General features: G+C 39.2%; 13 protein-coding genes. All 13 read right to left on the bottom strand.

The features are described from left to right. Nucleotides 1-75: 75 nt before the first annotated feature. Nucleotides 76-585 (bottom strand): hypothetical protein, encoded by a 510-nt coding sequence (locus MKY27_RS05270; protein ID WP_339198308.1) that lies wholly within the window; start codon nt 583-585, stop codon nt 76-78. Nucleotides 586-775: 190 nt separating this feature from the next. Continuing rightward, the gene (locus MKY27_RS05265; protein ID WP_339198306.1) at nt 776-1,246 is read right to left on the bottom strand and encodes a hypothetical protein; all 471 of its coding nucleotides are present in this window, start codon (nt 1,244-1,246) and stop codon (nt 776-778) included. Between the two features lie 23 nt (nt 1,247-1,269). Beyond that, the gene (gene floA / locus MKY27_RS05260) at nt 1,270-2,277 is read right to left on the bottom strand and encodes a flotillin-like protein FloA (RefSeq protein ID WP_339198303.1); all 1,008 of its coding nucleotides are present in this window, start codon (nt 2,275-2,277) and stop codon (nt 1,270-1,272) included. A gap of 2 nt (nt 2,278-2,279) precedes the next feature. Beyond that, a complete protein-coding gene (locus tag MKY27_RS05255; RefSeq protein WP_339198301.1) occupies nt 2,280-3,608 on the bottom strand; it encodes a nodulation protein NfeD in 1,329 nt (442 codons plus the stop codon). A gap of 314 nt (nt 3,609-3,922) precedes the next feature. Then, nucleotides 3,923-4,096, bottom strand: coding sequence for a 30S ribosomal protein S21 (gene rpsU, locus MKY27_RS05250; RefSeq protein ID WP_004227078.1), 174 nt, complete (start codon nt 4,094-4,096; stop codon nt 3,923-3,925). A 110-nt stretch (nt 4,097-4,206) separates the two neighbouring features. Beyond that, nucleotides 4,207-4,875, bottom strand: coding sequence for a deoxyribose-phosphate aldolase (gene deoC, locus MKY27_RS05245; RefSeq protein ID WP_339175671.1), 669 nt, complete (start codon nt 4,873-4,875; stop codon nt 4,207-4,209). Nucleotides 4,876-4,966: 91 nt separating this feature from the next. Continuing rightward, a complete protein-coding gene (locus MKY27_RS05240; protein ID WP_339175669.1) occupies nt 4,967-5,506 on the bottom strand; it encodes an adenylate cyclase in 540 nt (179 codons plus the stop codon). Between the two features lie 354 nt (nt 5,507-5,860). Further along, the gene (mtaB, locus tag MKY27_RS05235) at nt 5,861-7,210 is read right to left on the bottom strand and encodes a tRNA (N(6)-L-threonylcarbamoyladenosine(37)-C(2))-methylthiotransferase MtaB (RefSeq protein WP_339198298.1); all 1,350 of its coding nucleotides are present in this window, start codon (nt 7,208-7,210) and stop codon (nt 5,861-5,863) included. Between the two features lie 171 nt (nt 7,211-7,381). Continuing rightward, nucleotides 7,382-8,419 (bottom strand): HEAT repeat domain-containing protein, encoded by a 1,038-nt coding sequence (locus MKY27_RS05230; protein ID WP_339198295.1) that lies wholly within the window; start codon nt 8,417-8,419, stop codon nt 7,382-7,384. A 200-nt stretch (nt 8,420-8,619) separates the two neighbouring features. Beyond that, nucleotides 8,620-9,234, bottom strand: coding sequence for a PH domain-containing protein (locus MKY27_RS05225; RefSeq protein ID WP_339198293.1), 615 nt, complete (start codon nt 9,232-9,234; stop codon nt 8,620-8,622). Nucleotides 9,235-9,308: 74 nt separating this feature from the next. Further along, nucleotides 9,309-10,883: a phytoene desaturase family protein gene (gene crtI / locus MKY27_RS05220; RefSeq protein ID WP_339198290.1), complete on the bottom strand. Its 1,575-nt coding sequence runs from the start codon at nt 10,881-10,883 to the stop codon at nt 9,309-9,311. Nucleotides 10,884-11,198: 315 nt separating this feature from the next. Beyond that, nucleotides 11,199-11,942, bottom strand: coding sequence for a 16S rRNA (uracil(1498)-N(3))-methyltransferase (locus tag MKY27_RS05215; RefSeq protein WP_339198287.1), 744 nt, complete (start codon nt 11,940-11,942; stop codon nt 11,199-11,201). Between the two features lie 82 nt (nt 11,943-12,024). After that, nucleotides 12,025-12,963 carry a 50S ribosomal protein L11 methyltransferase gene (gene prmA, locus MKY27_RS05210; protein WP_008403155.1) on the bottom strand — a complete coding sequence of 313 codons (939 nt, stop codon included), beginning with the start codon at nt 12,961-12,963 and terminating at the stop codon, nt 12,025-12,027. Nucleotides 12,964-12,969 lie beyond the last annotated feature (6 nt).

The raw sequence follows: 12,969 nt of genomic DNA, 5'->3' as shown, positions 1-12,969 counted from the left end.
AAGGCATGTATAGATTATTTAATACCACTTTAACTAACAATCAATGGGGTATTAATCGCCCTATTAATCGAGGTTTTACTTTATCGGAATTTCCCAGTTCGCAGTATCTCCTAATGCATCACCGGAACTTTCGCTTTCCGGTTCCTTAAATGCAGCTGGAACTAGGAGATTCAGCGATGTATTTTCATCATATATGTGCTGAGGAATCAAATATGACACATTAAAAGTCGTTTCCATTTGAGGATTCACCATAATTTGTTCGTTCTCAACAGAAGACGACAGCTGTTCTATATCTTCCTGATCCGGTGTTTGAATAGTAAATTCCGGCGTATAATAAACGATTTGGCTGAACTCATTTTTAATATTTCCGCTAATTTCAAGAATCAATTCACCCGGCTCGGCAGATACCTTTTGAATTTTATAGTCGAGATTTAATGTGACACCTTCCATATGATGTGTCAGTGGCTCCTCGCTCTCGAAAACAGTAGACGATCCATCCGTCTCAGTAATCGCCTCTTCCACTTCCTTACCGCATGCAGCCAGTACTAAAATAAACACAAACATTAATATCCATCTTTTTTTCATGTCTGTTTCCCCCTCTCATAATAGATATACCCGGTTCCGCGGAAATTTAATTGCTTGTTTTCATAAAGTCCGTTGATTTTCCATTACGGATGAACGCTTTCCGTGGATACGAGGTCAACATTACATTTTCATATATCTTATATAAAAAAACTACCTATTCCCACGTTACGGTGAAATAGGTAGTTTTGTATTATTTTCTTCTCGCTTTAGGTGGACCGAGAACTTCTGTCATAATAATCGCCTGCATTAAATCACGTTGACTCGATGGCACGACCTGAAAAGCTTCTGCTTCTTTTTTGGCCATTGCGACGATCGGACGCTCTTTTAATGAACGGGCATTATTCATCTTTTCAGTTACCGGTTCCACTATAGAAGGAGCAGCTTCAACAGGTTTTGATACTTGTTTCGGAAGCTCCCGTTCTATATTTTGCGTTACTGGTTTTACTTTTTCATTCAGCTGGCCGAATACTTCGTTCGCAAAATCCTCCAATGTTTTTGGACGGCTTTGCTCTGTTCGACGCTGAACTTCCTGTTTTCGAGGAGCAGGTTGACTGCTAAATGGCGGCATTTGTTGCTTTTCTCTTTTTTGCTGCTGTTCTTTACCTTTACCCAATAAAGAACTGACAATAAAGACAATAATCATAATGATAATTCCTTCCATTTAGTGCTCACTCCTTTCCTCGATTATTTGTTTTTCGGATCTTTGCTATCGTCATTCGAAACTTTTGAGATCGAATCACGCATTGATGTGTCCGCCTGAATATTTTTGTAGTTCATGTAATCCATAATACCGAAGTTGCCAGAACGAAGCGCTTCTGCAAGAGCCATTGGAACTTCTGCCTCTGCTTCTACTACTTTCGCTTTCATTTCCTGAACTTTTGCAATCATCTCTTGCTCGCTTGCTACGGCCATTGCACGACGCTCTTCGGCTTTTGCTTGAGCAATGTTTTTATCTGCCTGTGCTTGCTCGATTTGAAGCTCGGCACCGATGTTTTTACCGATATCAACGTCCGCGATATCGATCGATAGAATTTCGAATGCTGTACCAGAGTCTAAACCTTTAGATAAAACCGTTTGAGAAATTAAATCCGGATTTTCCAGTACTTTTGAATGTGATTCACTAGAACCTAATGTCGATACGATACCTTCACCAACACGGGCAACGATTGTTTCTTCACCAGCACCACCGACTAAGCGGTCCAGGTTTGCACGTACTGTAATACGCGCTTTTGCTTTAACTTCAATCCCGTTCATCGCAACACCGGCGATAAATGGTGTTTCAATAACTTTCGGGTTAACCGACATTTGTACCGCTTCTAATACGTCACGACCAGCTAAGTCGATTGCTGCAGCACGTTCAAATGTTAACTCGATATTTGCTCGGTGTGCCGCGATTAATGCATTGACAACACGGTCTACGTTACCACCTGCTAAATAGTGTGATTCCAATTGGTTAATTGTTACTTCTAAACCGGCCTTATGAGCCTTAATTAACGGATTCACGATACGTGACGGAATAACTCGACGTAAACGCATTCCGACTAATGTGAAAATACTTACTCTTACACCTGCTGCTAGGGCACTAATCCATAGTGCAACCGGAACAAATGTGAAAAATACTGCCAGGATAATAAATGCAATGACTAATCCGACAATTAATGTAATTGTTCCTGCATCTGCTAACATATTCATACTTATTCTCCACCTCTTCCAATAAATTCTCTTACGACAATACGAGAGCCTTCTACCTTCACTACTTCTACTGTTTTACCAGCATCAATATAGCCGCCCTGTGTTACAACATCCAGACGGTCCTGATCAACAATGACGGTCCCTGATGGTCGCAACGGCGTGATAGCCTGCCCTGTCTTGCCTATTAATTCAATTCGGTTTTTGTTTGAAACATAACCTTCTTCCGTCGTCGTTGCATCTCTCAGCACGAGACGGTTGAACATATGCAACTTTTTCCCGAAGAATTTCATAAGTATCACCATTCCTATACCTGCAATTATCATTGCAATTAAAATCGAATAAGCCATATGAACAAAGCTTTCCCCTGCAAAAAGCAAACTTCCTATCATTAATGCGCCACCGATAATACCAATAATACCACCTGGTACAAATAGCTCGGCAATGAGTAAAATAAGTCCGATTACAAAAATGATGACGGTTTCATATCCGGCAAAACCTGCAATCGTATGTCCAAAGAAGAACATACCTAACGAAGCAAGCCCCATTGATCCTGCCACACCGAATCCTGGTGAATACAGTTCCACGACCAATCCAATACTTGCAATCGACAATAAAATAGGAACAATAACCGGATTGGTAATAAAGCGTGCCAGCTTTTCGGCAAATGTTTGCTCGATTTTTACAACGTCGCTGCCATCAAGGTTGGTTTTTTCCAGCAGTTCTGTTATCGATGCAACAGTGCCTTCCGAGTACTTAACTTCTTCCGCATCTTTCGCAGTTAGTGTTAGGAGTTTTCCTTTAGGGGCTCTAAGTTCAGGCAGATCCTCATCGTTTCTGACCATTGCCTTCGCATATTTAGGATCCCTGCCAGAGTTTTCGGCAGCCGATGACATTTTAGCAAGCCAGTCACTTTCTGCCTTTTCTCCTGCTGTGTTACCGGTAGAATCGGTGACCGCTGCAGCACCCATAGTAGCATTAGGCGTCATATAGATTTCATCGGCATGTAAAGCAATGAACGCTCCAGCAGACAGTGCATCCGAATTGATGAAGGCAATTATCGGTATATCCATTTCATCCATCAGTTTGCCGATTTCCGAAGCGGCAGTTACAAACCCGCCCGGTGTATGCATATTTAAAATGATTGCTTCTGCATTATTTTCTTTCGCTTCATCGAATCCACGCTTTAAATGCTCCACCAAACCTTTTTCAATTTCGTTATTGATGGATATTTCATACACTTTACCATCTGCAAATGCTGTTAAAGAAGGAAACATTAATACGAATGACATGACTATCAGAAAAATCCAACTAATCCCTTTCGTTCGTCTCAATTTTATCACCCCTTTAGCTAAGTTATGTACAGTTAATTCTACGGATGAGATTAAGAAAAGTTTCAAATTTTTTTAAAAAGCTTAAAAAAACTTACTTTACTATGATTTGCTAACATATTCCAATTATACGGAACTAGTTGCAGATTATTAAAACTTTCCCCGAAAACGCTTTCTTTCTCTTTTCTATTATGGGTGATTTTAAGAAGAAATACAAATACCCCGCAGTTAAATTAATAACTGCGGGGTATATCATTTGTCTGCTCAGTTAAATCTGAAAATTGCGTGTTATGAACGTAGGGTTTTTACAGGGAAAATTACCACTTACGTTTACGTGCAGCTTCTGATTTCTTTTTACGTTTAACGCTAGGTTTTTCGTAGAACTCGCGCTTTCTAACTTCCTGAATTGTACCTGATTTTGATACAGTACGTTTGAAGCGACGAAGAGCATCTTCAAGCGATTCGTTTTTGCGAACGACAGTTTTTGACATCTCTCTTTCCCTCCCTCCGAACACACGTCATACATACATTAACTTGTTAGTTAATGTGTACTAAAGTAGTATAGCGTATCTTAAAAAAAGAGTCAACAAAAACTATTGAATTAGTAATTAGAATCTGATTTTAGACCATTCATGATAGCAACACCAGATGAAGCACCAATACGAGTAGCACCATTTTCAATCATCAGTTGCATATCTTCCAAGCTGCGAACACCGCCGGAAGCTTTCACACCAAGATCCGGACCGACTGTTTTACGCATTAATGCGATATCTTCAGCTGTTGCTCCGCCTGTTGAGAATCCAGTAGAAGTCTTCACGAAATCTGCACCTGCTTCAACAGAAAGTTCACAAGCTTTTACTTTTTCTTCATCTGTTAATAGGCAAGTTTCGATAATTACTTTTACTAAAGTACCATTTGCAGCATCTACTACTGCTTTGATGTCATCACGAACTAAATCGTAATTACCGTCTTTTAGTGCACCAATATTAATAACCATATCAATTTCGCCGGCACCGTTTGCAATCGCATCTTTTGTTTCGAATGCTTTTACTGCAGATGTTGTAGCACCTAATGGGAAACCGATAACTGTACATACTTTAACCTCTGTACCAGCTAATTGCTCTGCGCTGTACTTCACCCAAGTAGGATTTACACATACTGAAGCAAATCCGTATTGTTTCGCTTCTGCACAAATCTTTTCTACTTGACCTTTTGTAGAATCAGCTTTTAATAAAGTATGATCAATCATTACTGCATAATTTTGAGTCATTTTTCATTACTCCTTTTATTCAACATTAGTTGTCCGTACATCTATAGTTTAGCATGTATTTTAATTGACGCAAATTATCAGACAACTTAAATTATTCATCTGAATAGGCGAATTTTGTACGAATTATTTTTCTGTCCAAAGGCTCACCGTCATCTGTGACATATTGAATATTCAACTCGGGATTCTGACGATGGACTAACTGGTACGTTAAAATATTTTTTATTAAATGCTCCTGTGCCAAATCAAATGCCTCTTGCTCTATAAGAGAGTCATCAGATAATACAATTTCCCAGTTTGAATAGTTTTCATTTGCAGCGATATGCGTAATTCCATCTTCTGTACTTTGCTCACTTGTTTTCTTATACTGCTTTAGAAATTGTTCTGTTTGTTGCGTGACTTCAGTTAGCTGTTGCTCATTCATCGCCAAAGAAACGACACCATTCGGCTCAATACTTTTATAAACATCCGATGCTTTGTACTCAATATTAAGCGAGCCGTAATGTCTTGCTACTTCAGTAGGAATACTGACTTCCAGCATAGCCGATTCACTTTCTACTGTTGGTTCTTCTTTTTTTTCCGTGCAACCATATAAAATAAATAGAATTGCAGCAAACATCCATATTTTCTTCATATAAATTGCTCACCTTCTTTGCTTATAATCGGGATCAACACAATGTTTCCGAATCATAGTGTCGGCTTGTCTTCCTCATAATATACTTAAACTTCCAGCCGTTTACGACTAACTTTTGGTAAATTAATTTGCTGCATAAAAGTACATGTTGTTCCCCGATTATGAAAACTTGTGCACATTATTTTCTGTACCCGATTTTATTAGAAGTAAAATAGGTTTAATATAATATCCACTCCTTACACGTTGTTCTCCGTAACGGAGAACAACTAATTAACTTTTTGTACAAAGTAATGTCATCTAACACAAAAAGAGGGATTGCTCTGTGCAATCCCTCTTTCTTTATAAAGAATACTTTTAAATCGCTTGGCCTTCCAATACGCGGACGAATTGTCCTTCGTTGTATGGGTAGCCTGCTTTTGTAATTTTAACTTTTACAAGTTCGCCGACCATTTCTTCTGTGCCTTCGAATATTACTTTCAGGTAGTTCGTTGTATAGCCGACATATAAGTTTTCATTGTCGCCATCTTTGAAGCGTTCTTCCGGTATAACTTCCAGAACTTCCCCTTCAAAACGGGAAGCATATTCTTTTGCAAGCTGATCATTCAGTGCAATCAGACGGTGAACGCGTTCATTTTTAATTTCTTCATCAATTTGATCTTCCATTCTCGCTGCAGGTGTACCAGTACGTTGAGAGTACGGGAATACATGAAGCTCAGAGAATTTGTGGTCGCGGATAAAGTTGTATGTTTCCATAAACTCTTCTTCCGTTTCACCCGGGAAACCTACGATTACGTCAGAAGTAACCGCCAAGTCAGGTAAAGCGATTTTCAGCTTTTCAAGACGCTCTGCGAAAAACTCCATTGTATATTTACGACGCATACGTTTTAATACTGTATCTGAACCCGATTGGATTGGAATGTGTAAGTGGTTCACGACAATTTCAGAGTTTTGAAGTACTTCAATCACTTCATCTGTTAATTGAGATGCTTCGATTGAAGAAATACGTAAACGTTTCAAGCCTTTAACTTGTGCTTCCAAGTCACGTAACAGCTGCGCTAAGTTATAGTCTTTGAAGTCTTGTCCGTATCCGCCTGTGTGGATACCTGTTAGGACGATTTCCAAATAACCCGCATCAACAAGTTGCTGAGCCTGACGAATAACTTCTTCCGGATCACGTGAACGCATTAAGCCGCGCGCCCAAGGAATGATACAGAATGTACAGAAGTTATTGCAGCCTTCCTGGATTTTCAGTGAAGCACGAGTACGGTCTGTAAATGCCGGTACATCCAATTCCTCATATACACGGTTTTTCATAATATTACGTACCGCATTGATCGGCTGACGCTCGTTACGGTATTGATCGATATATCCAAGCATTTTTTCGCGGTCCTGTGTACCAACAACAATATCGACCCCTGGAATGGCCATAATTTCAGCAGGTGATGTTTGTGCATAACAGCCTGTTACACAAATAACCGCATCCGGATTTTGACGGATTGCACGACGGATTACCTGGCGAGATTTTTTATCACCCGTGTTCGTTACAGTACAAGTATTGATTACATAAACGTCCGCTTGATGATCGAACTCAGTACGTTCATAGCCTTGTTCTTTAAATAGCTGCCAAATTGCTTCTGTTTCATAGTGGTTTACTTTACACCCTAATGTATGTAGAGATACGGTTTTCGTACGTTCGTAACTCATAATTTATATCATCCTTTCAAGGTTAGCACTTATCTATTTTACTCCGGCGATTTCCCTCTTTTAAGTCGACCGGTAGCACGATCTTCATTCCTTAAATGAAGAAAAATATCAACGTGTTTTATAATAGCACAAAACGCTATACAAAGCCTATTTTTTTAACTACTTGTTAAATTACAGACTTTCTTTCACTGAAGCCTGTGTAGAACGGATATGTTCTTCATTGTCGGATACCTGTTGCAGTATCGCCTGTCCATCCGGTAAACCCATCAGCGATAAAGCCGCCTGTTTTCGAACATTGCTGTTTGGATCAAGCATCAACTTTTTCAGATAAGTGTACGAATCGTCCTCTTTAACAAAGCGTAAAATTTCGGCGAGCAATAGACGCTCTTCCCAATGTGTTGAATGGATAAATTCTTCATAATGCTTCACATGCGAAATTTCGCCATACGATGAAATTGCTCTTAATGCACGAAGACGAATTCCCCCACATTCGGAAGTCAGTAACTGTTCAAATAATGAAAGGTATGAAGGGCCCAAGTTCCTATTCAAGCATGAATACTCCAGGAACGCTAATTTCAGCTGCATCGGCAATTCTTCAAAATGATCTTTAAAGTAGTCACAATAACTATCCTCTATATTCGATAGCAACACATGGTATTCATTATCATTAAAAGTCAATCTAGGCTTGTACATATGCGCCAAAAATAAATTTCTATTATATTTCGCTGCAACCTTTAGCATTAACAAATACTCTTCCATAGACCCTGTACGATTGTCTTTTAGTCGGCGTTCGATTAGCGGCACTAAAAATTCCAGATCCAGAATCAATGTGCGTTGCAAAGCATGAAGACGGTCAGCTTGATCACGACTCGTCAATTGCTTTGTATAATAGTTTTTCATATTTAACGCAGCATATGTTGAAGCTCTCTCCAGAATCTCTTCTTTATTCATCGATGTAACATACGAAACGAAAATACTGTCAATTGCCTCAAGCTCATTTTTTGTAGCCAAGTGTTTTGGAAGTGGTTTTTTTAAAACTAAATAATTGTACCAGTCCCTCTCATTTTGTTGGATATAGTTATTTATTTTATTGAAAGTGCGCTTCTTCTCGTTCTTCCGGTAGATTGTTAAAAAATAAATACATAATAGAATAAAAAGCATTACACTACAGATAATTAAGATCCCTGTTAAAATTTCTTCAATTTCCATATTATCGCGACCCTTTCAATCTGTTCTCCATGTTAGTAACTAATATATCACCTTTTTCCTTCCTGTTTACACATCCAATTTATTATCATGCCACCATAATGTCCCAAATCTTCAAGTATGGGCTCCAAGTAAATAAAAAGTTTGTCTCCTTTATTATGTACAAAAATAAAGCATACGACAAATATCGCATGCTTCATCCGTTAGTTATTAATATATTTCTCAAAAACATCGCCGAAATCTTTCTTCACAAATGCTTTCTTTTGTTCAAGAAGCCAGCTATGTGAAAATGTTGTGATCTCCTTAAATGCTTCGGCTGGTGAAACCCCTTCATTGCCAGCGCGGCCGATTGCAGATGCCGCTAAATTCAGACTTTGTTTTGCAGCATCCATGCTGAATGCATTCGCTTTTTGTTCAAGTGAAATAGCATGAAGCGCTTTGTATAAATCTTTAATTTCCGTTAAGTGTTTTTTATGAATATCAATGCTTAATGGCACATTTCCGATTACAAATTTAATCTCTACATCCAGATCAATTGTTCCGGCTGTTTCCAGCAGCACTTCTTCAATCGCAAAATGCTCATAGTCATAGCGACGCAGCATACGTTTTTTACTGATTGCATTAGCCCCGTCAACATGTATTAATGCATAGTTCGTGAAGCAATACTCATCCGCTTTTGTTTTGATCAGGAAATAAATTTTTTCGTCCGCTTCATTAAAAATGAAATCATCCGCATCTGTTTTGTCAAAGTCCTGTCTTGAAATAACTACCCCAATATCTGATAGACCTAATGCGTCTGATGCTAATTTTTTGAACATTGTATTGCCCCCTTTAATTGAATAGTTATTATACGTTTCCATTCAATTAAAAGTTTCACTACAATGTCTACTCTTTAAGCATTTGTTTGAATTGCTGCCGGCTGATGGTGTAATTGTGCTTCTTTCTTTTTATACAGCTCTACTTTCGGCAATGGTTTAACAGGAAGTAATGTCTGTTTATCCTGCTGTAAAATGCCGTTTGCTGTAATTCGGGCTGATTCCAGAATAATCGGCAAGCCACTGCCCGGGTGTGTACCACCGCCGACTAACCAGCACTGATCCAGCTCTTCAAATTTATTGCGCGGACGGAATACAAGCATTTGAGACAATTGGTGACCTAAATTGAACGTCGCCCCTTTATAAACATGAATATCGCGTTCCCAGTCAGCAGGTGTAATCATACGCTCTTCTTCGATATACTCCCAAATGTCCTTAACGCCAAGTTTATCTGCCACCATATTTAAAACCATATCGCGGAAAGGACCCGCCTTTTCCGCCCAGTCAATTCCGCTCATATTATTCGGTACCGGTACTAAAATATATAATGTCGACTTCCCTTTTGGAGCAACCGTTTCATCCGTTACGACTGCATTTTGAATATAAATTGACGGATCTTCGGACATCAGTTTTGTCTTAGTAATTTCCTCTACATTTTTACGGTAGTCTTTTGCAAACCAAATTGTATGGTGCGGTAAATCAAATTGTTTATTGACACCTAAATACAGCATGAATGTTGAACAAGAATATTGTTTTTTCTCAAGTTTTTCCGGTGTGTATTTTTTCAGTAGACCCGGCTCCACAAGATGTGTCATCGCATGGGCAAAATCTCCGTTAATGATGACCTCATCCGCTTCAATTTCCTGACCATCTTCCAGCAGTAAGCCCGTCACTTTTCTGCCTTTTGTTTTTAATTTTTTCACGCCGTTATTGAGGAGGATTTTCCCGCCTGATTCTAGCACAACTCTGCCCATTGCTTGTGTCAGCTTATTGATGCCGCCTTTAATGTGGTAAACGCCGTACGCATGTTCAATATATGAAAGAATCGAAAATGCGCCAGGACTTTCCCAAGGTGACATTCCTAAATATTTCGCCTGGAATGTGAAAGCGAGCTGCAATTCTTCTTCGTTAAAGAATTTCGACAGTGTATCAACTAGAGAATTTCCTATTTCCAACTCTTTGAACGCTTTCATCACTTTCGGATTGAACAGATCTGTCAGCTTATTCATCGGTGCCTGCAGTACTGGTGCCAGCACTTCAAGTTTCTTTTGCGTCTGCTCCATGTAGCGCTCATAGCTACCCTCATTCCCAGGGAAAAGCTCGTTGATTTGACGGATCATCTCATCGGCATCACGCGTCATATTAATTTTTTTATTATGGTAAATCAGTTGGTACATCGGATTCAAATCAATCAGATCCACATAGTCGTGAATATTTCGGCCTGTTAACTCAAAAATTTCTTCGGCAATGTACAGCATATTTAAAAATGTCGGGCCCATATCAAATTTATAATCACCAAGCTTAATCTCGCTTGTTCGCCCACCTACATATGCCTGCTTTTCATAAATCGTTACTTCATACCCTTTATGTGCCAATAACATGGCAACCGCTAATCCACCGGGTCCTGCCCCTACCACTGCAATTTTTTTCATTTCTATTTCCTCCCTATTCTGATTCGATATTGTACAATGTTTCACTTATTAATTTTGATTTGTATAATGTTTAGAGGTATTCTTCGTTCTTTCTAACGTTGCTAATAATAAACTTTGATATATTAACTGTTTCAAATAAATATTTGTCCAGTGACTTCGTTATATGTTATACAAACATTATACATACTTGTTTTTTGTTATACAAGAGGGAAATGCATTTAATTTGAGATAATTTACAAATAGGGGGCTATGGTTAACAAAATAAAAAGCCTTAACTTCTCTTTTCGTGAGAAATTAAGGCTTTTTATAGGTTTATTATTCAAATTCATACGAAATCGCCGCAAGCGCATAAAATGGCGCGGTCTCTGCCCGTAAAATACGTGGTCCAAGTGACATTGTCTGTGCACCGGCTTCAAGCATTATTGCCGATTCATTGCGGGAAATGCCGCCTTCAGGACCGAAAATGCATAAGATGCGCAGTGTTTTTTCCGTATTTAACGACTGCAGCTTTTGTTTAAAAGTCGTACGTGTCGCCAACTTCGCGTCTTCTTCGTCTGCAATATATACGGCATCATAGTTTGAGAATGTTTGTACAAGCTGTTTGAAACTGATTGGTTGTACAACATTCGGTACATATGTACGATGCGATTGCTCGGCCGCTTCCTGAGCAATTTTTTGCAGGCGTTCCTGGTTTTTCTTCGCTTTTTTATCATCCCATTTAACAATCGAACGTTCTGCCGCAAACGGAATCAGTGCGTGCATCCCGAGCTCCGTCGCTTTTTGTGCAATCAGTTCCAGTTTATCGCCTTTTGGCAGACCGCATGCGATATCGACTTTAACCGGCATTTCCGGTGAAGGTATTGTCGTACCTGTTTTTTTCGCACAGACATCCTGGTCAAGTTCGATAATTTCACAAACATGTGCTACATTATCGTGTACAACGATGATCTCTTCCCCGACCGTCATACGCATCACTTTTAAAATATGGCGTGCGTTTTCTCCGGAAATGATAAATTGGTCCTTATCACTATCCACTGTATCTACAAAATATCTTTGCATTGTCTTCACTCCTTGTTGATAACGTAAAAATCGAACATTTTGCCCGATAGCAAAATGTTCGATTTTCGATTAAACGATTTAATTAAGGACGACGTGAAATAATCGCTACCCAATCTTCCATCATTAATACTTCTTCAATGACAAATCCGGCTTTTTCAAGAGCGGCTTTGACATCGTCTTTTTTCGCTCCGATAATACCTGATGTCACGTAGATGCCGCCTGGTTTTACAATTGAAAAGGCATCATCTGTAAATGACATGATGATTTCCGCTAAAATATTCGCCACCACAATATCAGCTGGTTCTTTTACTGTATCCAAAAGATTGCCGTGGAATACTTCAACAATATCACTCATTTTATTCAGTTCAACGTTTTCACGCGCTGCATTTACCGCTACTTCATCTAAGTCCAATGCATGAACGCTTTTCGCTCCAAGCATGGCAGCACCAATTGACAGTACACCAGATCCTGTACCAACATCGACAACTGTGTGGTCATGTTGTACAACTTTTTCAAGCGCCTGTAAACACATTACTGTTGTAGGATGTGTTCCTGTTCCGAACGCCATTCCCGGATCCAGCTCAATGATCAGCTCATCCGTCGATACCGGTTTGTAGTCTTCCCAAGTCGGCACAATCGTGAAGCGTTCCGAAATTTTCACCGGATGGTAGTACTGTTTCCATGCTGTTGACCAATCTTCTTCATCAACTTCACAAAGTGTTAATACATTTTCGCCAATATTAATATCAAAGTTTACAAGGTTTGCGATTGCAAGCTTAATTTCTTCGATTGTTTCCGCTAAAAAACTTGAAGCCGATAAATATGCTTTTACAATGACACCTGTTTTCGGAAAATCTTCAGGATTCAGTGCATAAATTTCACCAAATTTATCGATTCTCTCTTTATCTAATTCCTTTGAATCTTCAATTACTACACCGCTTGCGCCAGCTTCGTGTAAAATGTTCGTCACTGCATCAACAGCTTCATGCGTTGTTAAAATCGAAAGTTCTGTCCATTTCACTTGCAA

It is taken from the genome of Solibacillus sp. FSL R5-0449 (genome assembly GCF_037975215.1).
GTDB lineage: Bacteria > Bacillota > Bacilli > Bacillales_A > Planococcaceae > Solibacillus.
This window is presented reverse-complemented; position numbering and strand designations above follow the sequence as displayed.

Coding starts and splice junctions, on each gene's coding strand:
- MKY27_RS05270 (WP_339198308.1), bottom strand. CDS start 585: ATGAAAAAAAGATGGATATTAATGTTTGTGTTTATTTTAGTACTGGCT.
- MKY27_RS05265 (WP_339198306.1), bottom strand. CDS start 1,246: ATGGAAGGAATTATCATTATGATTATTGTCTTTATTGTCAGTTCTTTA.
- floA (WP_339198303.1), bottom strand. CDS start 2,277: ATGAATATGTTAGCAGATGCAGGAACAATTACATTAATTGTCGGATTA.
- rpsU (WP_004227078.1), bottom strand. CDS start 4,096: ATGTCAAAAACTGTCGTTCGCAAAAACGAATCGCTTGAAGATGCTCTT.
- deoC (WP_339175671.1), bottom strand. CDS start 4,875: ATGACTCAAAATTATGCAGTAATGATTGATCATACTTTATTAAAAGCT.
- MKY27_RS05240 (WP_339175669.1), bottom strand. CDS start 5,506: ATGAAGAAAATATGGATGTTTGCTGCAATTCTATTTATTTTATATGGT.
- mtaB (WP_339198298.1), bottom strand. CDS start 7,210: ATGAGTTACGAACGTACGAAAACCGTATCTCTACATACATTAGGGTGT.
- MKY27_RS05230 (WP_339198295.1), bottom strand. CDS start 8,419: ATGGAAATTGAAGAAATTTTAACAGGGATCTTAATTATCTGTAGTGTA.
- MKY27_RS05225 (WP_339198293.1), bottom strand. CDS start 9,234: ATGTTCAAAAAATTAGCATCAGACGCATTAGGTCTATCAGATATTGGG.
- crtI (WP_339198290.1), bottom strand. CDS start 10,883: ATGAAAAAAATTGCAGTGGTAGGGGCAGGACCCGGTGGATTAGCGGTT.
- MKY27_RS05215 (WP_339198287.1), bottom strand. CDS start 11,942: ATGCAAAGATATTTTGTAGATACAGTGGATAGTGATAAGGACCAATTT.